The organism is Streptomyces sp. 1-11 (assembly GCF_007176755.1).
In the GTDB taxonomy this organism is placed as follows: domain Bacteria; phylum Actinomycetota; class Actinomycetes; order Streptomycetales; family Streptomycetaceae; genus Streptomyces.
This window is the reverse complement of the sequence record NZ_BJTV01000018.1, coordinates 1-23,314: the sequence shown is the minus strand read 5'-3', so window position 1 is coordinate 23,314 and position 23,314 is coordinate 1. Positions and strand designations below refer to the sequence as shown.

The following is a 23,314-nucleotide window of genomic DNA, read 5'->3' as shown; positions in this document are numbered from 1 at the left end:
CGCCCCGTCCGCGAAGACCAGCGACCGCCGCCCGGCCACGGAGGTGCTCCGTGCAACCCGGGCGCGGGGCAGGGGCAGCGTCGCCCCCGCGAGCTATCGCGCTGATCACGCCACAAGGCTATCGCTCCTTCCCCGGGGGTCGTCATGAGCCGTATGTGTACAAAACCGAGGGGTGAAGTTTGACGTTCTGCACAGGGGTGGGCCGGGGACGGGTGGCGTATCCGGCGACGGGCGGAGCACGGGCACGGGTCCGGCGGATGCCGGCCGGGGGTACCGGGTCGCGTCACGGTGCGGTGGGCCGCACCCTGAAAGCGACGGGCCCTCTTGGAAAGCGCGCCGTGTGCGGGCACCTTGCCCAGGACAGCGCCCGTCCCCGTGCAGGGGGGGCCGTGCCCGCCCAGGAGGAGCCGACATGTCCGCGAAGATCCTCGTCGTCACCGGCGACGCAGCGGAGTCCCTGGAAGTCCTCTACCCGTACCAGCGCCTGCGCGAGGAGGGCTACGACGTCCACATCGCGGCTCCCACCCGCAAGACGCTCCGGTTCGTCGTCCACGACTTCGAGCCCGGCTTCGACACCTACACCGAGAAACCCGGCTACACCTGGCCCGCCGACCTCGCCTTCGCCGAGGTCGACCCCGGCCAGTACGCGGCCCTGGTCATCCCCGGCGGCCGTGCCCCGGAGTACCTGCGCAACGACCCGGAACTGCGCAAGATCCTCAAGGCGTTCTTCGACGCGGACAAGCCGGTCGCGCAGATCTGCCACGGGCCGCTGCTCACGGCCGCCGTCGACAGCCTCAGCGGCCGCAGGGTCACCGCCTATCCCGCCCTGGAACTCGACATGCAGGCCGCCGGGGCGCACTTCGAGGACACCGAGACGGTGGTCGACGGCACCCTGGTCTCGGCCCGCGCCTGGCCGGACCACCCGACCTGGATGCGGGAGTTCCTCGCCGTGCTGAGGACCAAGGCCCCGGTGACGTGACGGCCCGCCCCGCCGCAGCGCGGAGCGCCCGCACCCGGGCTCGCGCCCGGGCCGCGCTCAGGCCGCTATTCGATGTGCCTCGGCGACCGCCTCGGCGAGCGTGTCCACCACCGGGACCCCGGCTTCCTCCAGGCTGGCCCTGCTGTGCGACCCGCCGGTGTAGAGCACGGCCCGCGCCCCCACGTGCCGCGCGGCCACCGCGTCGTCCGCCGCGTCGCCGATCACGACGGTCCGCGTGGGCCGCACCCCGGTCAGCGCCCGCAGGTGCCGCACCATGTGCTCGGCCTTGCTGCCGCCGGAGGGTCCCGTGCGCCCGTCGACCCGCAGGAAGTGCGCCTCGATGCCCAGACCCCGCACCAGCGGCACCAGTTCCTCGTGGCCGTACATGCTCAGCAGCGACTGGCTGTTCCCGTCGGACCGCCAGCCGGCCAGCAGCTCGGCCGCCCCCTCGGTCAGGCCGCAGCGCACCCGGTGCTCCGTGTAGTACCGGTGGAAGACGCCGTCCATCAGCTCCCACTCGGCGTCCGTGGGCAGCCGCCCGAGCAGCCGCTCGTAGAACTTGGGCACCGGCACGCAGTACAGCGCCCGGTACTGCTCCAGCGTGATCGGCGCCAGCCCCAGCTCGGCGAAGGCCGCGTTCGTCGCCCCGATGATCGCGTCATTGTCGTGGAAGAGGGTTCCGTTCCAGTCCCAGACGATGTGCGCGCTTGCGTGCATCCCCATGTCCAAGACCGTACCCGCCCCCACTGACAATGGGGACGGGCCGGGAACGGACGGCAGGGCCGAGGCTCCGGGCGAACCGGGCGGGCCGGGCGTCGCGCGGCGGAGGCCGGGCATCGCGCGGCGGAGGCCGGGCATCGCGCGGCGGAGGCCGGGCATCGCGCGGCGGAGGCCGGGCATCGCGCGGCGGGGGCCGGCTTTCGCAACGAACCCTAGGCGCGGTCCACCAGCGCGGGGATCTCCTGGGTCGCGTACCAGAGCAGCTCGTGGTCCTCGGCGCCGTCCACGACGAACTGCGCGTCGTCGTCCCCGGCGTCGGCCGCCTCGAGCGCCGCCGCGGCCGCCGTCACGTCCTCCTCCGCGTCACCGGCGTCGACGTGCACCGCGGCCGCCTTGGCCAGGGGCACGGGACCGGTCACCGTCACCTCGCCCAGCGCGGCCGGATCCAGCCCCCGGTCGGGGTCCGCGGCGGCGGCGCCGTCGGCCACGTCGACGGCGACCACGACCCGGCGCCGTTCGGCGTCCGGATCGGCCGCCAGCAGCCGCAGCGAGGCCAGCGCGGCCCGGCTGAGCGCCGCGTACTCCAGCTCCTCGATGTCGTCGGAGACGTACCACTCGCGCAGCGCGGGCGTGACGCCGTATGCCACGAAGTGGTCACTCCCCAGCTCACCCGTCTTGTGCGCCTCGGCGAGACCGGGGAGGGTCAGGGGGACGTAGACGCGCATGGCTGGCCGCTCTTTCCTGGTCACCGACGGGCCTTCAGGATACGTGCGCCCGTCCCCTTTCGAGTTCCCGCCCACACCCCCGACGGCGTCCACCCGGCGCCCCGCACCTCACCCGGTCCCACCGCCTGTTACCGCGGATTCCGGGAGTCCTCACCACTCGGATAGGTGAACTTGCGCGGCCCCCGCCACGCACCCCGCCTTCCTTGCGGCGCCGGCCCCCGCCCCCGTACAAGGTCCCCACCAGCGAGTTACCGCCCGGTACGTTCCGGGCCCGCAGAACGGGGACTCCCATGAACAAGGTCATGAGCCGCGGCACCGCCCAGCCCCGCCCGCGCCACCGCCCTCCGACCCGCCACGACTCCCGCCGCCCGGGCGGCGCGCCGCCCCGCAACCCGGTCCGGGGCCGGGCCGCCACGGCGCCGGTGACGGCCGTGGCGCAGCCCCGCCCCACCGACGTCTTCGCCGACCGTCTGCTGGCCGTCCTCAGCGGCCAGCGGCCCGTGCACTGGATGCTCCGGCACACCGCGGGACGCGCCTACGACGAGCTCGCCCGCCTGGCCGAACGGGGACCGCTGCGCGCCCGCGGTACCCGTCCCGTCGTCCGCGACATCGGCTACTACGTCCCACGCACCGGCGCCCTGGAGGTCTTCGCCCGCATCGCCGCGGGCAATCACCTCCGCGCGATGGCCTTCCGCCTGGAGCAGGGCCCGGACCACCGCTGGCGCTGCACAGCGGTGGAACTGGGCCCCAGGCCCCGCCACGCCCCCAAGGGCTGAGCAGTTACGCGTCCGCGCCTGCCACGCCTGCCTGCGGGCACCAGGCCCGCGCGGCGACGGAGGCCCGCCCTGGCCGGCTGCGGGTAGGCGTGCCTTCCCCAGCGCCTGAAGGGCCTGGGAGCCCTCAGGGCGACACGCCTGGGGGTCGGGGGCCCCATCCCGCCACGCGTGGGCGGTGGGCCCCACCTCTCGATGAACCCGGGACACGCAAGCCGAGGGGCCAGGCTCCCGAAGGAACCTGGCCCCGAAATCACCGGCTGAAGCCCCGTAGGGAGCTGGGGAGCCCTACTTCTTGCGACGCCGCCCGCCCTTGGCCTGCCGACGCCGCTCCGCCCGCGTCAGCCCGTCGGACTCGGAACGCACGGGCTCGTCGTCCTCGAGGTCCCGCTCCAGGATGCCGCCCTCACCGTCCACGGTCGGCGCGGAGAAGTGCAGGTCCCGGCGCTGCGGGACGTCCAGGCCCTTGGCCCGGATCTCCGGACGCGCGCCCGCCTGCGCCGGCACGTGGTCCTGGACACCGTCCGCGACCGGCTCGGCCGCCTCGACCGGCACCTCCTCGACCTGCTGCTCGACCTGGACCTCCAGGTTGAACAGGTAGCCGACGGACTCCTCCTTGATGCCCTCCATCATCGCAGTGAACATGTCGAAGCCCTCGCGCTGGTACTCGACCAGCGGGTCCTTCTGTGCCATCGCGCGCAGGCCGATGCCCTCCTGGAGGTAATCCATCTCGTAGAGGTGCTCACGCCACTTGCGGTCCAGGACCGACAGCACGACCCGCCGCTCCAGCTCACGCATGATCTCGGAGCCGAGCTGCGTCTCGCGGGAGGCGTACTGCTCGTGGATGTCGTCCTTGATGGACTCGGAGATGAACTCGGCGGTCAGACCGGCCCGGTCGCCGGCCGCGTCCTCCAGCTCCTCGACGGTGATCTTCACCGGGTAGAGCTGCTTGAAGGCGCCCCACAGGCGGTCCAGGTCCCAGTCCTCGGGGAAGCCCTCGGCGGTCTCCGCGGCGACGTAGGCGTCGATCGTGTCGTCCATGAAGTGCTGGATCTGCTCCTGCAGGTCCTCGCCCTCCAGGACGCGGCGGCGCTCGCCGTAGATGACCTCGCGCTGCCGGTTAAGCACCTCGTCGTACTTCAGGACGTTCTTACGGGTCTCGAAGTTCTGCTGCTCGACCTGCGACTGCGCGGACGCGATCGCGCGGGTGACCATCTTGTTCTCGATCGGCACGTCGTCCGGCACGTTCGCCATCGACATCACGCGCTCGACCATCTGCGCCTTGAACAGACGCATCAGGTCGTCGCCCAGGGAGAGGTAGAAGCGGGACTCGCCGGGGTCGCCCTGGCGGCCGGAACGACCGCGCAGCTGGTTGTCGATACGGCGCGACTCGTGCCGCTCGGTGCCCAGCACGTAGAGCCCGCCGAGCTCCTCGACCTCTTCCTTCTCGGCCTTGACCGCTTGCTCGGCCTTCTCCAGCGCCGCGGGCAGGGCGTGCGCCCACTCCTCGATGTGCTCCTCGGGGTCGAGGCCGCGCTGCCGCAGCTCCGCCTCGGCGAGGTCCTCGGGGTTGCCGCCGAGCTTGATGTCCGTACCACGGCCGGCCATGTTGGTGGCCACGGTCACGGCGCCCCTGCGGCCGGCCTGCGCGACGATCGACGCCTCACGCTCGTGGTGCTTGGCGTTCAGCACCTCGTGCTGGATGCCGCGCTTGCTGAGCTGCTGGGACAGGTACTCCGACTTCTCGACCGACGTCGTGCCGACGAGGATCGGCTGGCCCTTCTCGTGCTTCTCGGCGATGTCGTCGACGACCGCCTCGAACTTGGCCACCTCGGTGCGGTAGATCAGGTCCGACTGGTCCTGGCGGACCATCGGCTTGTTGGTCGGGATCGGGACGACGCCGAGCTTGTAGATCTGGTGGAACTCGGCGGCCTCGGTCATCGCCGTACCGGTCATGCCGGAGAGCTTGTTGTAGAGGCGGAAGAAGTTCTGCAGGGTGATCGTGGCGAGCGTCTGGTTCTCGTCCTTGATGTCCACCCCTTCCTTCGCCTCGATCGCCTGGTGCATGCCCTCGTTGTAGCGGCGGCCGGCGAGGATACGGCCGGTGTGCTCGTCGACGATCATGACCTCGCCGTCGATGACGACGTAGTCCTTGTCCTTCTTGAAGAGTTCCTTGGCCTTGATGGCGTTGTTCAGGTAACCCACGAGCGGGGTGTTCACCGACTCGTAGAGGTTGTCGATGCCCAGCCAGTCCTCGACCTTGCTGACACCGGACTCGTGGATGGCGACCGTGCGCTTCTTCTCGTCGACGTCGTAGTCGCCGGTCTCCTCCAGGCCCTTGAGCGGGTTCCCGGCGTCGCCGCGCTTGAGGCGCAGGACGAGCTTGGCGAAGTCGCCGTACCACTTGGTGGCCTGGTCGGCCGGGCCGGAGATGATCAGCGGCGTACGGGCCTCGTCGACGAGGATGGAGTCGACCTCGTCGACGATGGCGAAGTTGTGGCCGCGCTGGACGAGTTCGTCCTTGGACCACGCCATGTTGTCGCGCAGGTAGTCGAAGCCGAACTCGTTGTTCGTGCCGTAGGTGATGTCGCACGCGTACTGCTCGCGGCGCTGGGCCGGCGTCATGTTGGCGAGGATGCAGCCGACGTCGAGACCGAGGAACTTGTGGACGCGGCCCATCATCTCGGAGTCGCGCTCGGCCAGGTAGTCGTTGACCGTGATGAGGTGGACGCCGTCGCCGGACAGGGCGTTCAGGTACGCGGGCAGCGTGCCGACGAGGGTCTTGCCCTCACCGGTCTTCATCTCCGCCACGTAACCGAGGTGGAGCGCGGCGCCGCCCATCAGCTGCACGTCGTAGTGCCGCTGGCCGAGGACGCGCTTGGCCGCCTCGCGGACGGTGGCGAACGCCTCCGGGAGGAGGTCGTCCAGGCTCTCACCATCGGCGTACCGCTGCTTGTACTCCTCGGTGAGGCCACGCAGCTCGGCGTCGGAGAGGTCGACGAAGTCCTCTTCGATGGAGTTGACCTGGTCCGCGATGCGGTGCAGCTTGCGCAGGATCTTGCCTTCGCCTGCACGCATGATCTTCGAGAGGACGGACACGGGGGCTGGTCTCCTTGCCGGTCGGGCCTGGGACGGTCGGTTTTCCTGACGTACTGAGCAACGGCCATGGTATGCGAGGACCCGGCCGCGCCGGGAGGCCTGGCGACGCCACGGCTGCTTCACCGTGGACAACGGACGGCCACTGCGGATAGTGCCGCATGGCGGCAGGGATTTGCGCGAAATGTGACTGTCCGCTCACACAGGGCCAAAAACCCTGGCGTGGCGCGTGCGCTCCGCACAGAATCTGCCGATGGAACCCGTCACGCTCACCACCGACCGCCTGCTGCTGCGCACTGTCGGTCCCGACGACACCGAGGCGGTGTACCGGGCCGCGCAGGATCCGGTCATGCAGCGCTGGATCTCCCAGTTCCCCTCCCCTTACTCGCGCGAGCACGCCGAGGCCCTCACCGGGCAGATCGTGCCCGACGGATGGGCCGGCGACTCCATGTACACCTTCGGCCTCTTCCTCCGCGGCGAGGCGCCGGGCGGAGAGGGGCCGGGCGGCGCGGAGCTGACGGGCATGCTCGGCATCACGATGCGCGCGTTGGGCGTCGGCGAGGTCGGTTTCTGGGCCGTCCGGGAGCACCGCGGCCGTGGCTACGTCGGCGAGGCCACGCTGGCCGCCGCCCGCTGGGCCTTCACCGCCCTGTCCGTCGACCGCCTGGAGTGGCGCGCCGAGGTCGGCAACGTCGCCTCGCGCGCGGTCGCCGAGCGCGCCGGGTTCGCCGTCGAGGGCACCCTGCGCTCGGGCGTCAACAACAAGGGGGTACGCCGCGACTGCTGGGTGGGCTCCCTGCTCCCCTCGGACCTCGGCCTGCCGTCGACGGCGCCCTACCTGCCCGCGCGCACCTGACCGCTCCCCGGTGAACCGCGGTCGGTGCCCGATTGTCAGTGCCGGCCTCTATCGTCCGACTCATGACGACCCTTCCGCGTCCCACCACCACCCTCACCGCGGACGACGCCCGCCGTATCGCCCTGCGGGCCCAGGGCTTCCTCGGCGCGCCCGACCGGCGGGCCGGCGTCCGCGGGGTGCTCCGCCACCTCGGCGCGGTCCAGCTCGACACCATCTCGGTGCTCGCCCGTTCGCACGAGCTGATCCCCTACGCGCGGCTGGGCGCGGTCGGCCGCAGAACCGTCGAGGCCGCGTACTGGAAGACACCGGAGCACGGCGCGTCCGCGGCGCCCCACGCCTTCGAGTACTGGTCGCACGCCGCGTGCATCCTCCCCGTCGAGGAGTGGCCCCACTTCGCGTTCCGCCGGCGCGCCTACCGCGACCGCCCGCACTGGAACCACCAGCTTCCCGACGGGGTCTACGACCAGGTCATCAAGCAGCTCCGCACGGAAGGCCCGCTCACCGCCACCGAGCTGGGCGGCGCCAAGAGGACCAGCGACTGGTGGGACTGGTCCGGCACCAAGGTCGCCGTCGAGCGCGCCCTGATGTACGGCGAGGTGGTGTGCGTCGAGCGCCGCGGCTGGAAGCGGGTGTACGACCTGGCCGAGCGGGCGATCCCGGACGCGCTGCTGCACGACGAGCTGGACGACACCGAGTGCGTGCGCCGGCTGGTCCGGCTGGCGGGCGAGGCCCTGGGCGTGGGCACGCGCGCGGACATCGCGGACTACCACCGCCTCAAGGGCGAGCAGGTCGAGGCGGTGATCGCCGACTCGGGTCTGGTGCCGGTGGAGGTGGCGGGCTGGTCCAAGCCGGCCTGGGCGGACCCGGCCGCGCTCGCCGCGCCGCCGCGCGGCAGGCACCGCACCACCCTGCTCTCCCCGTTCGACTCGCTGGTCTGGGAGCGGGCGCGCACGGAGCGGATCTTCGGCTTCACCCACCGCCTGGAGGCCTACGTGCCCAAGCAGAAGCGGGTGCACGGCTACTTCGCGATGCCGGTGCTGGCGGGCGGCCGGCTGGTCGGCCGTGTCGACCCGGCCCGCGAGGGGCGCACGCTGGTGGCCCGGCAGGTCACCCTGGACGGCGCGAAGGCGGTCCCGGCGGTGGCCCAGGCGCTGGTCGAGGCGGCGACCTGGGTGGACTGCACGGACGTCCGGGTGGAGCGCGTGGACGCGCCCGAGCTGCGCGAGCCGCTGGCCAGGGAGCTCGCGGTCCTGCTCGGCTGAGGCCGGCTAGCGGATCTCGAGGATCTTCTCCCGCATCGCGTAGACCACCGCTTCCATCCGGGAGTGCAGCTGCAGCTTCTCCAGGATGTTGCGCACGTGGTTCTTCACCGTGTTCTCGGAGATGAACAGCTCCTTGGCGATGTCCCGGTTGTTCATCCCGGTGGCGACGAGCTTGAGGACCTCGAGCTCACGGTCGGTCAGCCGCGGCGCCGGCACCAGCCGGCGCTCGTCGGTGCGCTGGATCATCGACTTGAACTCGGTGAGGAGCTTCGAGGCCATCGACGGGCTGATCTGCGACTGTCCGTCGGCCACCGCGCGGATGGCGGTGGCGACCTCGTCCGTCGAGATCTCCTTGAGGAGGTACCCGGTGGCGCCGGCCTTGATCGCCTCGTAGAGGTCGGCCTCCTCGTCGCTGATCGTCAGCATGATGATCTTCGCGCTGGGGGCGACCTCCTTGATGGAGGTGCAGGCCTCGATCCCGCCGCGCTTGGGCATCCGCACGTCCATCAGCACGATGTCGGGCAGCAGGTCGGCGGCCTTGTCGACGGCCTCGGCGCCGTCGCCCGCCTCGCCGACGACCTGGATGTCCTCCTCGGCCGCGAGCACGATCTCCAGACCGCGGCGGAAGAGGGCGTGATCGTCCACCACCAGGACTCTGATCGGTTCCTTGCGTGGCGCGTCCGTGTCCTGGTCCGTTCCGATGACAGCGTCGCGGGCGTCCGCGCCTCGCATCGGTCCGAAGGTGTCCGCCATCGTTCCTCCCCCTGAAGGCTGTGGCCTGTGGTCCTGTGCCATCGCCAACCCAAGGCAGCGGCCCACCGGTTGGGCCGGTGCGGCCATGATTCCATGCCCGGACGTCACGGAGGTGACGAGCGGGGCGCCAAGTGGGCGCACACGGGTGCCCCTGGGGGCGCACACGCGCTTCCAGGGGCACCGGCTCAGCGTGGGCCGGGTGGATCAGCCACCCAGCGTGCCGCCCGCCGCGGGCGGTTGCGCCTCAGCCACCATCGGGTCGGTGCTGAGGTGGATGACGCCGTAGTCATAGGCGTGTCGCCGGTAGACGACGCTCGGCTCCTTCGTCTCGGAGTCGACGAACAAGTAGAAGTCGTGGCCGACCAGTTCCATCTCGTAGAGAGCCTGGTCGAGGCTCATCGGGGAGGCGACGTGGGTCTTCTCGCGGACGACGAGGGGGCCTTCGCCCTTGACCTCGAGCGAGCCGATCTTCTTGGTCGGCACTCCGTCCGTGTCTTCCTCATGGACGGGCATCCCGTTGCCGTTGAGCGTCGCGGCGCCGGGGACGTGGTCGGCGACCTCGGCCGCCGGGATCCGGCGTGCGCCACGGCGCGAGAACCGCTTGTCGTGCTGCTTGCGCAGCCGCGCGTCCAGTTTCTCCGCCGCCAGATCGAGTGCCGCATACGGGTCACTGGCCGCTGCCTCCGCCCGGATCACCGGGCCACGGGAGCGGAGGGTGATCTCCACTCGGTCGCAACGGTCGGCCTGACGAGGGTTGGGCTCCTTGGACACCTCGACGTCGAGGCTGATCACCTTGCCATCGAGCTTCTGGATCTTCTCCAGCTTCAGCTTCTCGGCCACGTGCTTGCGGAACCGCTCGGGCACCTCGGTCTTGCGGCCCTTGACGACGATGTCCACGCAGAACTCCGTTCCCGGATCGCTCCGCTCCGTCGGCGGAGCATCTCCCTTTTGCACCCGGTCCCGGTGAGCACCGGAACCTCGGACTCGGTGACTTCCACCTCCTCCTCCCCCAAGGGCGAGATCTCCACCCCGCCGGCGCGGGTGATTGCGCAAAACCCGCTGCACGGCATTGCGATTGAAGAGGTGTGGCCTGCGCCTTTCCTCACAACCGAACATATCTCGCCCGGGCGGATGGCGTCACCCTCTACTGCGGCGTACCTCCGTTCAGGTGAATTAACCCCGTTACTACCTGCAACGATGCAACTTCTCGGTCAGTTCCTGGTCTTTTCGAAAGAATCCGGGGGAGCGGCGATCACGGCCGCGCGGAGCGTCTCTCCAGCGGCGTTCCGTGCCGTATTTTCCGGTGCACCATGCACCCACTGCCCCTTCTCCGGCCGTGCCCCGATCCGTCGTTCCTCCCTACCTTCCCGGGTTGCGGCGACGTACACAGCGGTTGCGCCATCGCGGTGGATTACGGCCACCTCCCGCAGGGCCCGCGCCGCCTCCGCGAGGCTAGCCCCGGTCGTGATCAGGTCGTCGACGAGCACCACAGGGCCCCCGGCCAGCAGGCGCGCCCCGCCCGCCGTCACCTCCAGCGCGCCCGCGAGGTTCGCGAGGCGCCGGCGCGCGTCGAGTCCCGCCTGGTCCGCCACCGCCCGCCGCTGCCGCAGCACGGCGGCGACCCGGGCCGGTGTCCCGGTGCGCCGCAGCTCACCGGCCGCCGCGAGCGCCATCCGCCGCACCGGGTCGTGCCCGCGCGCCCGCACGGCCCAGCGGGCGGAGGGCACCGGCACCAGCAGCACCGTCGCCTGCCCACGCCGCAGCGCCGGCCCGTCCGCGACGCCGCCCCCGAGACCCGCGCGCACGCTCCCGGCCAGGGCCGCGCCCAGGACCCCGGCGAGCGCGAGCGCGCCCCGCTCCTTGTGGGCGAGGAGCAACTCCCTTACCGCTCCCCCGTAGGGCGCCGCCGCGTGCACCGCCGGCAGCCCCGGCGGCTCCGGCAGCGGCCGCACCCGGCGTGGCGCGGTCCGCCGCAGAGCCGTTCGGCAGCGCCCGCACAGCGCCGTACGAGGTGCTCCGCAGCCCGCGCAGTCGGCCGGCAGCACCAGGTCGGTGAAATCCCGCCACCACCCCCGCATGCGCACCACTGTGCCGAGGTCCGGGAAGGTCCGCCACCCCTGTGGACGACGCCCTGTGGACAACCGGGCCAACCCGGGCTCAGCCCGGATAGACCGGCGCCGTCCCGTCCTTGTCCACCTTCTGCCACTGCGCCCCGGACGGCAGCCGTACGACGCCGTCGACCTCCGAGTAGGCCACCAGCGGCACCCGCTCGTCCTCGGACGCGGCGATCGCCACCACACCGGACAGGGCGGCCGGCGCCGGACCGTCCAGGGTGGAGCCGTCGACCTGCACGTACCGCATCTGGTGGACACCGCCCTGTTCGAGGCCGACGGCGACCAGCCGGCTGTCCCCGGCCCAGGACATGGCGGTGATCTGCTCCAGATCGGGCGCGGCGGACCGCAGTTCGACGACCGCGGGACGTTCCCCGGAGTCCTCGTCGCGTGCGACCCGGCCGATGAGCAGCGACTGCTTGCCGTCCTTCTCCACGACCAGCGCGACCCGCACCCCGTCGGCGGCCACCCGCACGTCCCGGATGCGGCCGGGCAGCTCGGGGACGGTGACCCGGACGGGTTTGCCGACGCCCTGGTCCATGACGAACAGCTTCGGGTCCCGCGGATCGCGGTCGGCCACCCACAGGTCGCCGCCGGCGTCCCAGCTCGGCGTCGTGAGCCGGTCCTTCGGATTCACGCCCAGGCTGCTGACCACCGGGTTCCCGAGCGATCCGTCCGGCTCCAGCGAGGACACGTAGAGGTTCCTGCCGTCCGCGTCGACCCCGGCGACGGTGTGCTCGTCCCGCGAGACGGCCACCGACCCCAGTTGCCGCTCGCCCCGGCCCAGCGGGCCCGGCACCGGGACGGCGCTGGTGCCGGTGCCGCCGGCTCCGGTCGGCAGCCGCACCAGGCGGTGCTTGCCGTCGAGGAAGTACAGGTTGTCGGGGCGCTGGGCCGAGGCGTGCCAGGCGGCCGCCTCGGCCCCCTCCTCGTCCAGGTCGCACAGCCGGCGCCCGCCCGGTCCCTGCAGCTCGACCGACTCCAGCGTCGGCGTCAGGTTCCGCAGCGTGAAGAGCAGCTGGGTCGCCATCTCCGTGCACCGGTCGGACCCGACCCGCGCCGCCTTGGCGTTGAGCGGCACCGTCAGGTTGTTCCGGTCGTCCGGCGCGAGCCCCGACACGCCCTTCCGCAGGGCCGTACCGGTCGGGAAGCTGGACCTGACCACCGGCCCGAGCCAGCTCGTGGGACCGGTCAGCAGGGACCGGACCACCTGGGTCACCGGGTCCACCTTGCTGCGCACGAACACCGGGTCGGCGACCGCGACCGGCTCCCCCGTCGTCCGGACCGTCGTGTGCGAGGCGAAGTAGTACTTGCTGACCGACGTGTAGTTGCGCTGGAAGTCCGTCTTGCCCATGACGACGCCCTGGGGCAGCGAGTCGATGCGCCACTGTCCGCTCTTGGCGTCCTTGGCGAGGTGCACCCGGTTGCGGTAGGAACCGTCGGCGGGCGCGTAGGCCTGCTGTGCGTCCACGGTGGCGACACGGGTGCCCGCGAGGACGTAGGTGAGCGTGTCGGCCGCCTCCCGGCCAGCCGGCTGGTGGTCTGGGACGACGCTCGGCCCGTTCGCGAGGACCGTGGCCGACCGCTCCGGCCGCCAGGTGCGCGCGGCATCGGCGGTCAGATACTTGCGTGCGGTGTCGTACTCGGGATCGTCGCTGGTCAGCGCCTCGAGGAAGCCCTGCATGATCTCGCTGGGCTCGGCGTCCTCGGCGGGCGGCATGGCGAACACGCGCACACCGGTGTCCTGCCGCGGTGTGGACTCGACGTCCCGCAGGTCCCCGCTGTCGGGCATCGACGCGCATCCGGACAGCAGAACGGCCCCGCAGACTGCGTAGGCCACCGCGCGCCCCGGCCGGTGCCGGGCGCCCCCCTCGCGGTCATCGCCCACGAAATGCCTCCCCTGGCTCGGTCGCGTCCTCGGGTCCGGTCCGATCGGCACCGCCCGCGTCTGTGTCGGCCGCCTGCCGCGCGCCCTGCCCTTCCTCGGGGCGCCGGGCGCCGCCGGCCGGGCGGGGCACCACGCGCGCGCCGTTGCCGGGCAGCGCGCTCGGGTCGACGGCGGGCGTCACCGCGGTCAGCCGCGAGGCGCTCGCGGGCAGCGGCGGCCGCCGGTCGCCGCCCGGCTGCACCGGAACGGTCGCCCGCTTCTCCTCGCCGCCGCGGGACAGGCCGGCGTCGTCGAGTCCGCGGTTGCGCCGCGAGTCCTTGGGTTCCAGCGGTATCGGCGAGCCGCGCAGGGGCTCGTCCGCGGTGCGCGGCAGCGTCAGCCGGAACTGGGAGCCGCCGCCCGGCTCGCCCCAGGCCTGCAGCCAGCCACCGTGCAGCCGGGCGTCCTCGAGGGCGATCGACAGGCCGAGGCCGGTGCCGCCGGTGGTACGCGCGCGTGCCGGGTCGGCCCGCCAGAAGCGGCTGAAGACCCGGGTCGCCTCGCCGGGCTTGAGGCCCACGCCGTAGTCGCGCACCGCGACGGCGACCGCACCGCCGGCGGCGGCGAGCCTGACGACGACGTCCTTGCCCTCGCCGTGCTCGACGGCGTTGACGACGAGGTTGCGCAGCACGCGCTCCACGCGCCGGGCGTCGGCCTCGGCGACGACGGGCTGCTGGTCGCCGGCCACGCGGATGCGGGTGCCCTTGCGCTCGGCGAGCGGCTCGGCGCCGCCGACCACCCGCCGCACCACCTCCCGCAGGTCTATCGGCTCGGCCTCGAGCGACGCCGCGCCCGCGTCGAAGCGGCTGATCTCCAGCAGGTCGGCGAGCAGCGACTCGAACCGGTCGAGCTGGTCGGCGAGCAGCTCGGCCGACCGGGCGGTCACCGGGTCGAAGTCCTGGCGCGCCTCGTGGATGACGTCGGCGGCCATCCGCACGGTCGTCAGCGGTGTGCGCAGCTCGTGCGAGACGTCGGAGACGAACCGCCGCTGCATCCGCGACAGGTCCTCCATCTGCTGGATCTTCACCTGCAGGTTCTGCGCCATCTTGTTGAAGGCCTCGCCCAGGCGGGCGATGTCGTCCTCGCCGGTGACCTTCATCCGCTCCTGCAGCCGCCCGGCGGACAGCCGCTCCGCGATCCCCGCGGCCATCCGCACCGGCGTGACCACCTGCCGCACCACCAGCCAGGCGATGGCCCCGAGGAGTACGACGACGAAGAGTCCCGCGGTCGCGAGCGTGCCCTTGACCAGGCTCAGGGACTTCTCCTCCTGCGTGAGCGGGAAGAGGTAGTACAGCTCGTACGGGTTGCCGTTGGGGTCGTTGACCTGCTTGCCGATGACCAGCGCCGGCTGGGACTCCTTGGCGTTGGAGTAGACGATCCGGGTGTAGCTCTGGGCGGCCGTCGTGCTGCTGTTGACGCGGTCGCGCAGGTCGGCGGGCACGCTGGAGGACGGGTTGACGTACCCGGAGCCGCGCGGGCTGCGCCCGCCCCCGCTGTCGTCGCCGACGGGCAGCGTCACGACGTCGAAGGCGCCGGCGCCGCCGCTGGACAGCGACTCGACGAGGTCGCTCATCCACTGGATGACGTTCTGCGACTGGCGTCCGTCGGCGGTGTCGGTGTCGTCACCGGACACCGGGGCCGTGCCCGTGCCGCCGACGGCCTCGTCCGCCTTCTGCTTGGCCACCGCGAAGCCGCCGGTGGCCTGGCTCTGCGAGGCCTTGACCTTCGCGTCCAGCAGGCCGTTGCGCACCTGCCCGATGACGACGAAGCCCAGCAGCAGCACGACGCCCAGGGACATCAGCAGGGTCGTGGCGACGACCCTGAGCTGGATGTTGCGCCGCCACAGCCGCATGACCGGCAGCAGCGGGCGGCGCACCCAGCGCATGAACAGACGCAGGACCGGGCTGCCCTGGACTCCGCCCTGCAGCAGCCCGCCCTCGAAGAGGCGTCCCCAGCGCGAACCCGCCGTCTTCCGTCCGACAGGCCGCTCGGGACGGCCCCCGGACCGGCCGGGGGCCGAAGCGGCACTGTCCCCGGACATGTCAGCTCGGTCCGGCCTTGTAGCCGACACCACGGACGGTCACCACGATCTCCGGCCGCTCCGGGTCCTTCTCGACCTTGGAACGCAGTCGCTGGACGTGCACGTTGACGAGCCGCGTGTCCGCGGCGTGCCGGTAGCCCCACACCTGCTCGAGCAGCACCTCGCGGGTGAACACCTGCCACGGCTTGCGGGCGAGCGCGACCAGCAGGTCGAACTCCAGCGGGGTCAGCGCGATCGACTGCCCGTCCCGCTTCACCGAGTGCCCGGCCACGTCGATCACCAGGTCACCGATGGTGAGCTGCTCCGGCGCCGGCTCCTCGGACCTCCGCAGCCGCGCCCGGATACGGGCCACCAGCTCCTTCGGCTTGAACGGCTTCACGATGTAGTCGTCGGCGCCCGACTCCAGGCCCACGACCACGTCGACGGTGTCGCTCTTGGCCGTGAGCATCACGATCGGCACGCCGGACTCGGCCCGGATCAGGCGGCAGACCTCGATGCCGTCCCGGCCGGGCAGCATCAGGTCGAGCAGCACCAGATCGGGCTTCGACTCACGGAAAGCGGCCAGCGCCTTGTCGCCGTCGGCTACGAAAGACGGCTCAAAACCTTCACCACGCAGCACGATCCCGAGCATCTCGGCCAGTGCGGTGTCGTCGTCGACGACAAGGACTCGTCCCTTCATAAACGACATCATCCCATTCTCGTAACGACGACAGAGGCGCAGGTGAGGCAGCTCACTGGCCCGTGACGATAGTCGTACTGCACCGTCACTGTCTGCCCCGGGGCCGCCCGACCCGTCGATCATGCCGCAACCGGACCGCCCCCGGGCCTCCTCGGACCGGCGGCTCCCCTGCGGCCCAGCGGGATCGAGCAGCGCCACACCGCACCTGGGGCCGGACCGGCCTGTCGCGGCCCCTCCGCCCACGCCGGGCAGCGGGGCGAAGGGGCCGCGATCGTCGTCGCGTCCCGCCTCAGCCCGGCGTCACCTGACGCGACCGGGAGCACAGCTCAGCGAGCGCCTCGGCCGTCACGGGCGAGACCACGCCCTCCTCGGTGACGATGGCCGTCACCAGCTCGGGCGGCGTCACGTCGAACGCCGGGTTGTACGCCTGCGTTCCCAGGGGCGCCACCGCGATGCCGCCACCGGCTCCCGCCACCGGCATCTGGGGGGCCAGGACGTCGGTCACCTCGTACCCGGGGCGCTGCTCGACCTCGATGGACGACCCGTCCGAAGTCCCGGGGTCCACCGTCGTCACCGGCGCCACCACGATGAAGGGCACGTGGTGGTACCGGGCGAGCACCGCGAGCGGATAGCTCCCCACCTTGTTCGCCACCGAGCCGTCGGCCGCGATCCGGTCCGCCCCCACCAGCACCGCGTCCACCTCGCCCGCCGCGAACAGCGACCCGGCCGCGCTGTCGGTGAGCAGGGTGTACGCCATTCCGCGCCGCGCCGCCTCGTACGCCGTCAGCCGGGCGCCCTGCAGCAGCGGACGCGTCTCGTCCACCCACAGCCTGCGCAGCCGCCCGGCCCGGTGCGCGGCCAGGGCCACCGCGAACGCCGTGCCCTCCCCGCCCGACACCAGTGATCCGCTGTTGCAGTGGGTCAGGACGCGGTGCCCGCCGCCCGGCAGCAGCTCGTCCAGCAGCGTCAGCCCGTGGACCGCCATGCGCGCGCTGGCCTCGGCGTCCTCCTGGTGCATCGTGCGCGCGGCGGCCAGCGCCGCCGTCGCCGCCGCCGTCGGGTCACCGGTGGTGGCGAGCGCCGCGCGATGGGCGGACGCCGCCCTGTGCACCCCGATGGAGAGGTTCACCGCGGTGGGCCGGGCGCTCTCCAGCGCCGCCGCGGCCTCATCGACGTCGAACCCCCGCGCGGCGGCGAGCGCGACGCCGTACGCCCCGGCGATCCCCAGCAGCGGCGCCCCGCGCACGGCGAGCGAGCGGATCGCCTCCACCAGCGCCGGCGCGTCCGTGCACACCAGCTCGACCTCCTCGGCCGGCAGCCTCGTCTGGTCGAGGAGGACCAGCACAGGACCTTCAGGCGGTTCCTCCCATCGGATCGCAGGTATCTCGGCCGGCCGCTTGTCCTCGCCGGATTGCGCGTACTGATCAGCCATGCGGTCAGTCTGCCCCGGAACCGGCGGACAATTGAAGGAGTCCGGCGCCTACCGCGGCCGGTCGTCCGGCGACCACCCCGTGGCACGATGGCTGCCAACCTGCCGCCGCGCCCGCGGACGGGCACCGTGAAGGAGCTTCGATGACTGACACTCCGGGCTGGGCCTCGCCCGGATCCGCCCCGTCGCCCGACGGGCGGGAACCCGGCGCGTCCGGTCCCGCCGGACCCGCCGACCGCCCCGGCCCCGCCGAGCCCGCCGCGCAGCCGGGCCCGGACCCGCAGGCACCGGGCGCGAAGTGGTCCGACCAGCAGCCGCCACCCGGCCAGTGGTCGGCGCCCACCGGCGCACCGGGCCCCGGCCAGGCCCCGCCGCCCCCGCCGCCGCCCGGCACAGCCTGGGGCGGCGGCCCCGGAGGCGGCCCGTACGGCGGCCCTCCCGGCGGTTACGGAGGCCACGGCGGCTACGGAGCTCCCGGCGGCCACGGCGGGCCCTGGGGCGGCGGCTGGGGCGGACCCCCGCCCGCGGCCAAGCCCGGCGTCATCCCGCTGCGCCCGCTCGGCGTCGGCGAGATACTCGACGGCGCCGTCTCCACCATGCGCACCTACTGGCGCACGGTCCTCGGCATCTCGCTGACGGTCGCGGTGGTCACCCAGCTCGGCCTGATCCTGCTGCAGGGCCTCCTGCTGAACGACAGCGAGACCGCCGACATCCTCAGCGACCCGGGCTCCTCCGGGAGCGAGGTGCTCCGGGCCCTCGGCGCGCTCATGGCCGGCACCACCGTCGTGGTCGTGATCTCCGTCGTCGGCTCCATCGTCGCGACCGCTCTGCTGACGACCGTCACCAGTCGCGCCGTCCTCGGCAGGCCGGTCAGCACCGGCGAGGCCTGGCGGGACGCCCGCCCGCAGGTGCCCAAGCTGTTCGGCCTGCTCCTGCTGCTCGGCGTCATCTCCGCGGGCGTCGTGTTCGGCGGCGCGCTGCCCGGCATCCTCGTCCTCGCCCTCGGCGGTAACGAGGGAGCCGGCATCGCCCTGCTCGCCCTCGGCATGCTGGCCGCCCTCGTCGTCGCGATCTGGCTCACCGTCCGTTTCTCCCTCGCCTCCCCCGCGCTGATGCTGGAGCGGCAGAGCATCGTGAAGTCGATGAGCCGCTCCGCGAAACTGGTCCGCGGTTCCTGGTGGCGCGTCGTGGGCATCCAGCTGCTCGCCGGGATCATCGCCAACATCGTCTCGTCGCTCGTCGTGATCCCCTTCACCCTCATCGCCGCCGCCGTCAGCGGCGAAGGCATGACGAGCTTCTTCACCACCGGCACCCAGAACGCCGGCTGGACCTTCCTCGTCATCAGCGGCATCGGCTCGGTGATCGGCGCCACGGTCACCCTCCCGATCAACGCGGGCGTCACCGTGCTGCTGTACATCGACCAGCGCATCCGCCGCGAGGGTCTCGACATCGAGCTGGCCCGCGCCGCAGGCGTCCAGGAACACGGCGCCGGCGTGCCCGGCCCCGTACCGGGGAGCTGATGCGGTGAGCCTGACGGGGGGAGTTCTCGCGGCGGCCCCGGCCCTGCCGGGCGCCGCCGGTTCGGCCGTACGCGGCCTGCTGGGCGCCACCGCACGCACCGGTGCCCTGACGGCGGGCGGCTCGGGCGACGAGCCGCCGGTCACCATCCCGCGCGACCCGGCGCGGGAAGCCGCGCGCCGCGAGCTGTCGAAGCGGATGTACCACGAGAACGACCCCGGGCTGATCCAGCGAGCCCTGAACGCGTTCTGGGACTGGCTCGGCCACCTGCTCGACACCGCCGCGGCCGCGACACCGGGCGGTGCGCTCGGCCTCCTCGTCGTCGTCCTGTTCGCCGTGGCCGTCCTGGCCGCCCTGTGGTGGCGCCTGGGCACTCCGCGCCGCCCGCCCGTCTCCACCGCCACCCTGTTCGACGACCGCCCCCGCAGCGCCGCCGAGCACCGGGCGGCGGCCGAGGCGCACGCCGCCCAGGGCCACTGGAACCAAGCCGTCCAGGAGCGCATGCGGGCCATCGTCCGCTCCCTGGAGGAACGGACCCTGCTCGACGTGCGCCCCGGCCGCACCGCCGACGAGGCCGCCGACGAGGCCGGCCGAACCCTTCCCGCGTTCACCGATCGGCTGCGCCTCGCCGCCCGGCAGTTCGACGACGTCACATACGGCGGCCGCCGCTCCGACGAGCAGACGTACCAGCGCATCGCCGAACTCGACCACGACCTGGAACACAGCCGGCCGGACCTCACGAACAGCACCGCGAGCACCGCCCACAGCACCGGCCAGGGGGCCGCCCAATGACCACCGGGGCCACGCTGCCGGCCACCTCGACGTCGCCCACCGCCCGCCAGGTGTGGACGCGCTCGCGAGGCATCGCACTCGCCGTGGTGCTGATCCTGGTCACGGCCGTGGCGATCGCCGCCGTCCGCTCCCAGACCCGGCACGGCGCACTCGACCCGCGCTCCCCCGTCCCCTACGGAAGCCGAGCCGTCGCGGAACTCCTCGCCGACCGGGGCGTCTCCACCCGGGTCGTCACCTCGCTCGGTGCGGCACGCGCCGCGACCGGGCCGGACACCACCCTGCTGGTCGCCGTCCCCGATCTGCTGACCCACCGGCAACAGACCCGGCTGCACTCCGCCACCGCTGCCTCCGGCGGCCGCACCGTCCTCGTCGCACCCGGAAGCTGGTCCGTCGAACGACTCGCGCCGGGGGTCACCGCGGACCCCGCCACCAGCGCCCGCTCGGCGCTCGCCCCGGACTGCGCCCTCCCCGAGGCCCGGCGCGCGGGCAGCGCCGACACCGCCGGCATCCGCTACACCACCACCCACCTCGACGCCGACTCCTGCTACCCCAGCGAACGCCTCGCCACCCTGCTCCGCGTCCCGGCGGCCTCCGGAAAGGGCGACACCGTCATCCTCGGCTCGCCCGGCATCCTCTACAACAAGCGGCTCGACCAGCAGGGCAACGCCTCGCTCGCCCTGCAGCTCCTCGGCTCCCGTCACCATCTGGTCTGGTACCTCCCCTCGCTCTCCGACAGCTCGGCCACCGGCGCCGGCAGCCAGAAGAACTTCCTCGACCTGCTTCCGTCCGGCTGGCTCTGGGGCACCCTGCAGCTCTTCATCGCAGCGGCGCTCGCCGCCTTCTGGCGGGCACGCCGGTTCGGCCGGCTGGTGCCCGAAGAACTCCCCGTCGCGATCCGCGCCTCCGAGACCGCCGAAGGCCGCGCCCGCCTCTACCGCAGGGCCGACGCCCGAGATCGCGCGTCCGCGGCTCTGCGCTCCGCCGCCCGCACACGCCTCGCCTCACTCGTCGGCGTCTCTGTGACCCAGGCGCACGCGCCCGAAGCCCTGCTCCCCGCCCTGTCCGCCCACCTCCACGGCGACGGACAGGAGCTGCACTCCCTCCTCTTCGGGCCGCCGCCCGGCGACGACGCGGCCCTCATCTCGCTCACCGACCGACTCGACGCCCTCGAAAGAGAGGTACGCCGTCCATGATGGACCCGACCACTGACAACGCCGGGAACACCGGGAACCCGGGCGACGCCCGGGCCTCCCTGGAAGCCCTGCGCGCCGAGATCGCCAAAGCCGTGGTCGGCCAGGACCCCGCCGTGACCGGTCTCGTCGTCGCCCTCCTGTGCCGCGGACACGTGCTCCTGGAGGGAGTCCCCGGAGTCGCCAAGACGCTGCTCGTCCGCGCACTGGCATCGGCACTCGAACTCGAGACCAAGCGGGTCCAGTTCACGCCCGACCTGATGCCCAGCGACGTCACCGGCTCCCTCGTCTACGACACGCGGAGCGCCGAGTTCTCCTTCCAGGCCGGCCCGGTCTTCACCAACCTGCTGCTCGCCGACGAGATCAACCGCACCCCGCCCAAGACCCAGTCCTCCCTGCTGGAAGCCATGGAGGAACGCCAGGTGACGGTCGACGGCACACCACGCCCGCTCCCCGAGCCCTTCCTGGTCGCCGCCACCCAGAACCCGGTCGAGTACGAGGGCACCTATCCCCTCCCCGAGGCCCAGCTGGACCGCTTCCTCCTCAAGCTGACCATCCCGCTGCCCTCCCGTCAGGACGAGATCGACGTCCTGAGCCGCCACGCCTCCGGCTTCAACCCCCGCGACCTGCGCGCCGCCGGCGTACGCCCGGTCGCCGGGCCCGCCGAGCTGGAGGCGGCACGCGCCGCCGTCGCGAAGACCAGCATCTCCCCCGAGATCACGGCCTACGTGGTGGACATCTGCCGCGCCACCCGCGAGTCGCCCTCCCTCACCCTCGGCGTGTCCCCGCGCGGCGCGACCGCCCTACTGGCCACCTCACGCGCCTGGGCCTGGCTGACCGGCCGCGACTACGTCATCCCCGACGACGTCAAGGCGCTCGCCCTGCCCACCCTCCGGCACCGGATCCAGCTGCGGCCCGAGGCCGAGATGGAGGGCGTGACCGCCGACTCCGTCATCAACGCCATCCTGGCCCACGTCCCGGTCCCCCGCTGATGGCACTCACCGGACGCGCCGCCCTCCTGGCGGCCCTCGGTTCCCTCCCCGTCGGCATCCTGGAGCCGGGCTGGACGGGCATCCTCGCCGTCAACGGCTCCCTCGCCCTGGCCTGCGCCTGCGACTTCGCCCTGGCGGCTCCCGTGCGGCGCCTCGGCCTGTCCCGCTCCGGCGACACCTCCACCCGCCTCGGCGAGACCGCCGACGTCACACTCACCGTCACCAACCCGACCAGCCGCCCCCTGCGCGCGCACCTGCGGGACGCCTGGCCGCCCAGCAGCTGGCAGCCCGGCACCGAGGTGGCGGGCTCACGGCACCGCCTCGACGTCCCGGCCGGCGAACGCCGACGCGTGACCACCCGGCTGCGCCCCACCCGGCGCGGCGACCGCCAGGCCGACCGCGTCACCATCCGCTCCTACGGCCCCCTCGGCCTCTTCTCCCGCCAGGGCACGCACAAGGTGCCCTGGACGGTGCGGGTTCTGCCCCCCTTCACCAGCAGGAAGCACCTGCCGTCCAGACTCGCCCGGCTGCGTGAGCTCGACGGCCGCACGAGCGTGCTGACCCGCGGCGAGGGCACCGAGTTCGACAGCCTGCGGGAGTACGTCCCCGGCGACGACACCCGCTCGATCGACTGGCGCGCGACCGCCCGGCAGTCCACCGTCGCGGTACGCACCTGGCGACCCGAGCGGGACCGTCACATTCTGCTGGTCCTCGACACCGGCCGGACCTCCGCCGGGCGCGTGGGCGACGCTCCGCGCCTGGACGCCGCCATGGACGCCGCCCTGCTGCTGGCGGCGCTCGCCTCCCGGGCCGGCGACCGTGTCCAGCTCCTCGCCTACGACCGCCGGGTACGCGCCCGGGTCCAGGGCCGCGCGGCCGGCGATGTCCTGCCCGCCCTGGTCAACGCGTTGGCCACGCTGGAACCGGAACTCGTCGAGACGGACGCGCGCGGGCTGACGGCGACGGCTCTGCGCACGGCCCCCCGCCGCTCCCTGATCGTGCTGCTGACGACGCTCGACGCCGCCCCCGTGGAACAGGGCCTGCTGCCGGTGCTCCCCCAGCTGACCCAACGCCACACGGTCCTGGTCGCCTCGGTCGCCGATCCGCACATCGCGAGCATGGCGCAGGCACGAGGGAACACGGAGGCTGTCTACGAGGCCGCTGCCGGGGCCCAGGCGCAGACCGAACGGCAGCGCACGGCCGAGCAGTTGCGTCGGCACGGGGTGACGGTCGTGGACGCGACACCCGATGATCTGGCCCCTGCGCTGGCGGACGCCTATCTGGCCCTGAAAGCCGCCGGCCGACTCTGACCAAAAAGCAAGCCGGCCCCCCAGGGGCCGGACAAGGTCCTGAACGCAGAAAACCCCCGCATCTTTCGATGCGGGGGTTTTCCCAATATTTGTTCGGCGGCGTCCTACTCTCCCACAGGGTCCCCCCTGCAGTACCATCGGCGCTGTGAGGCTTAGCTTCC

Annotated in this window: 19 protein-coding genes; 9 read left to right on the top strand and 10 right to left on the bottom strand. The window is 72.7% G+C overall.

The annotated features are described in order from the left end of the window. Window positions 1-412 precede the first annotated feature (412 nt). Complete coding sequence (locus TNCT1_RS29945) at window positions 413-979, top strand: DJ-1/PfpI family protein (RefSeq protein ID WP_143638321.1); 567 nt, start codon at window positions 413-415, stop codon at window positions 977-979. Window positions 980-1,036: 57 nt separating this feature from the next. On the opposite strand, the gene TNCT1_RS29940 is transcribed toward TNCT1_RS29945, so the two are convergent. Next, window positions 1,037-1,702 (bottom strand): HAD family hydrolase, encoded by a 666-nt coding sequence (locus TNCT1_RS29940; protein WP_143638319.1) that lies wholly within the window; start codon window positions 1,700-1,702, stop codon window positions 1,037-1,039. Window positions 1,703-1,911: 209 nt separating this feature from the next. Then, a complete protein-coding gene (locus TNCT1_RS29935; protein ID WP_143638317.1) occupies window positions 1,912-2,424 on the bottom strand; it encodes a hypothetical protein in 513 nt (170 codons plus the stop codon). Between the two features lie 290 nt (window positions 2,425-2,714). On the opposite strand from TNCT1_RS29935, the gene TNCT1_RS29930 reads away from it, so the two are divergent. Further along, window positions 2,715-3,200 (top strand): Rv3235 family protein, encoded by a 486-nt coding sequence (locus TNCT1_RS29930; protein WP_143638315.1) that lies wholly within the window; start codon window positions 2,715-2,717, stop codon window positions 3,198-3,200. A 285-nt stretch (window positions 3,201-3,485) separates the two neighbouring features. Here the strand turns inward: TNCT1_RS29930 and secA are convergent, their stop codons facing one another. Continuing rightward, on the bottom strand, window positions 3,486-6,296 hold the full coding sequence (secA, locus tag TNCT1_RS29925; protein ID WP_143638313.1) for a preprotein translocase subunit SecA: 2,811 nt from the start codon (window positions 6,294-6,296) through the stop codon (window positions 3,486-3,488). A 250-nt stretch (window positions 6,297-6,546) separates the two neighbouring features. Between secA and TNCT1_RS29920 the strand changes: the two genes are divergently transcribed. Beyond that, window positions 6,547-7,149, top strand: a complete 603-nt coding sequence (locus tag TNCT1_RS29920; RefSeq protein ID WP_143638310.1) for a GNAT family N-acetyltransferase — start codon at window positions 6,547-6,549, stop codon at window positions 7,147-7,149. A 62-nt stretch (window positions 7,150-7,211) separates the two neighbouring features. Next, on the top strand, window positions 7,212-8,411 hold the full coding sequence (locus TNCT1_RS29915; protein WP_143638307.1) for a winged helix-turn-helix domain-containing protein: 1,200 nt from the start codon (window positions 7,212-7,214) through the stop codon (window positions 8,409-8,411). A 6-nt stretch (window positions 8,412-8,417) separates the two neighbouring features. Here TNCT1_RS29915 and TNCT1_RS29910 read toward each other — a convergent pair whose 3' ends face one another. The 7 genes from TNCT1_RS29910 to mtnA all read right to left on the bottom strand — a co-directional run bounded on the left by TNCT1_RS29910 (window position 8,418) and on the right by mtnA (window position 17,354). After that, window positions 8,418-9,164: a response regulator transcription factor gene (locus TNCT1_RS29910; protein WP_143638304.1), complete on the bottom strand. Its 747-nt coding sequence runs from the start codon at window positions 9,162-9,164 to the stop codon at window positions 8,418-8,420. A gap of 204 nt (window positions 9,165-9,368) precedes the next feature. Next, a complete protein-coding gene (hpf, locus tag TNCT1_RS29905) occupies window positions 9,369-10,061 on the bottom strand; it encodes a ribosome hibernation-promoting factor, HPF/YfiA family (protein ID WP_143638300.1) in 693 nt (230 codons plus the stop codon). 314 nt (window positions 10,062-10,375) lie between these two features. Continuing rightward, the gene (locus tag TNCT1_RS29895; RefSeq protein WP_143638296.1) at window positions 10,376-11,242 is read right to left on the bottom strand and encodes a ComF family protein; all 867 of its coding nucleotides are present in this window, start codon (window positions 11,240-11,242) and stop codon (window positions 10,376-10,378) included. 79 nt (window positions 11,243-11,321) lie between these two features. Next, window positions 11,322-13,163, bottom strand: a complete 1,842-nt coding sequence (locus TNCT1_RS29890; RefSeq protein WP_143638294.1) for an LpqB family beta-propeller domain-containing protein — start codon at window positions 13,161-13,163, stop codon at window positions 11,322-11,324. Further along, window positions 13,153-15,243 (bottom strand): MtrAB system histidine kinase MtrB, encoded by a 2,091-nt coding sequence (mtrB, locus tag TNCT1_RS29885; protein ID WP_143638292.1) that lies wholly within the window; start codon window positions 15,241-15,243, stop codon window positions 13,153-13,155. Before mtrB ends, TNCT1_RS29890 begins: the two co-directional genes overlap by 11 nt. Before the next feature lies 1 nt (window position 15,244). Further along, window positions 15,245-15,934 (bottom strand): two-component system response regulator MtrA, encoded by a 690-nt coding sequence (mtrA, locus tag TNCT1_RS29880; RefSeq protein ID WP_187279108.1) that lies wholly within the window; start codon window positions 15,932-15,934, stop codon window positions 15,245-15,247. 277 nt (window positions 15,935-16,211) lie between these two features. After that, window positions 16,212-17,354, bottom strand: coding sequence for an S-methyl-5-thioribose-1-phosphate isomerase (gene mtnA / locus TNCT1_RS29875; protein ID WP_143638290.1), 1,143 nt, complete (start codon window positions 17,352-17,354; stop codon window positions 16,212-16,214). Between the two features lie 140 nt (window positions 17,355-17,494). Between mtnA and TNCT1_RS29870 the strand changes: the two genes are divergently transcribed. Genes TNCT1_RS29870 through TNCT1_RS29850 form a run of 5 tightly spaced genes read left to right on the top strand, consistent with a single transcriptional unit; the run spans window position 17,495 to window position 23,153 of the window. Further along, a complete protein-coding gene (locus tag TNCT1_RS29870) occupies window positions 17,495-18,871 on the top strand; it encodes a glycerophosphoryl diester phosphodiesterase membrane domain-containing protein (RefSeq protein ID WP_143638288.1) in 1,377 nt (458 codons plus the stop codon). Between the two features lie 4 nt (window positions 18,872-18,875). After that, window positions 18,876-19,661 (top strand): DUF4129 domain-containing protein, encoded by a 786-nt coding sequence (locus tag TNCT1_RS29865; protein ID WP_143638286.1) that lies wholly within the window; start codon window positions 18,876-18,878, stop codon window positions 19,659-19,661. Beyond that, window positions 19,658-20,854 carry a DUF4350 domain-containing protein gene (locus tag TNCT1_RS29860; protein WP_143638284.1) on the top strand — a complete coding sequence of 399 codons (1,197 nt, stop codon included), beginning with the start codon at window positions 19,658-19,660 and terminating at the stop codon, window positions 20,852-20,854. Before TNCT1_RS29865 ends, TNCT1_RS29860 begins: the two co-directional genes overlap by 4 nt. Next, window positions 20,854-21,843 (top strand): MoxR family ATPase, encoded by a 990-nt coding sequence (locus TNCT1_RS29855; protein WP_143638282.1) that lies wholly within the window; start codon window positions 20,854-20,856, stop codon window positions 21,841-21,843. Before TNCT1_RS29860 ends, TNCT1_RS29855 begins: the two co-directional genes overlap by 1 nt. After that, window positions 21,843-23,153, top strand: a complete 1,311-nt coding sequence (locus tag TNCT1_RS29850) for a DUF58 domain-containing protein (RefSeq protein WP_143638280.1) — start codon at window positions 21,843-21,845, stop codon at window positions 23,151-23,153. Before TNCT1_RS29855 ends, TNCT1_RS29850 begins: the two co-directional genes overlap by 1 nt. Window positions 23,154-23,314 lie beyond the last annotated feature (161 nt).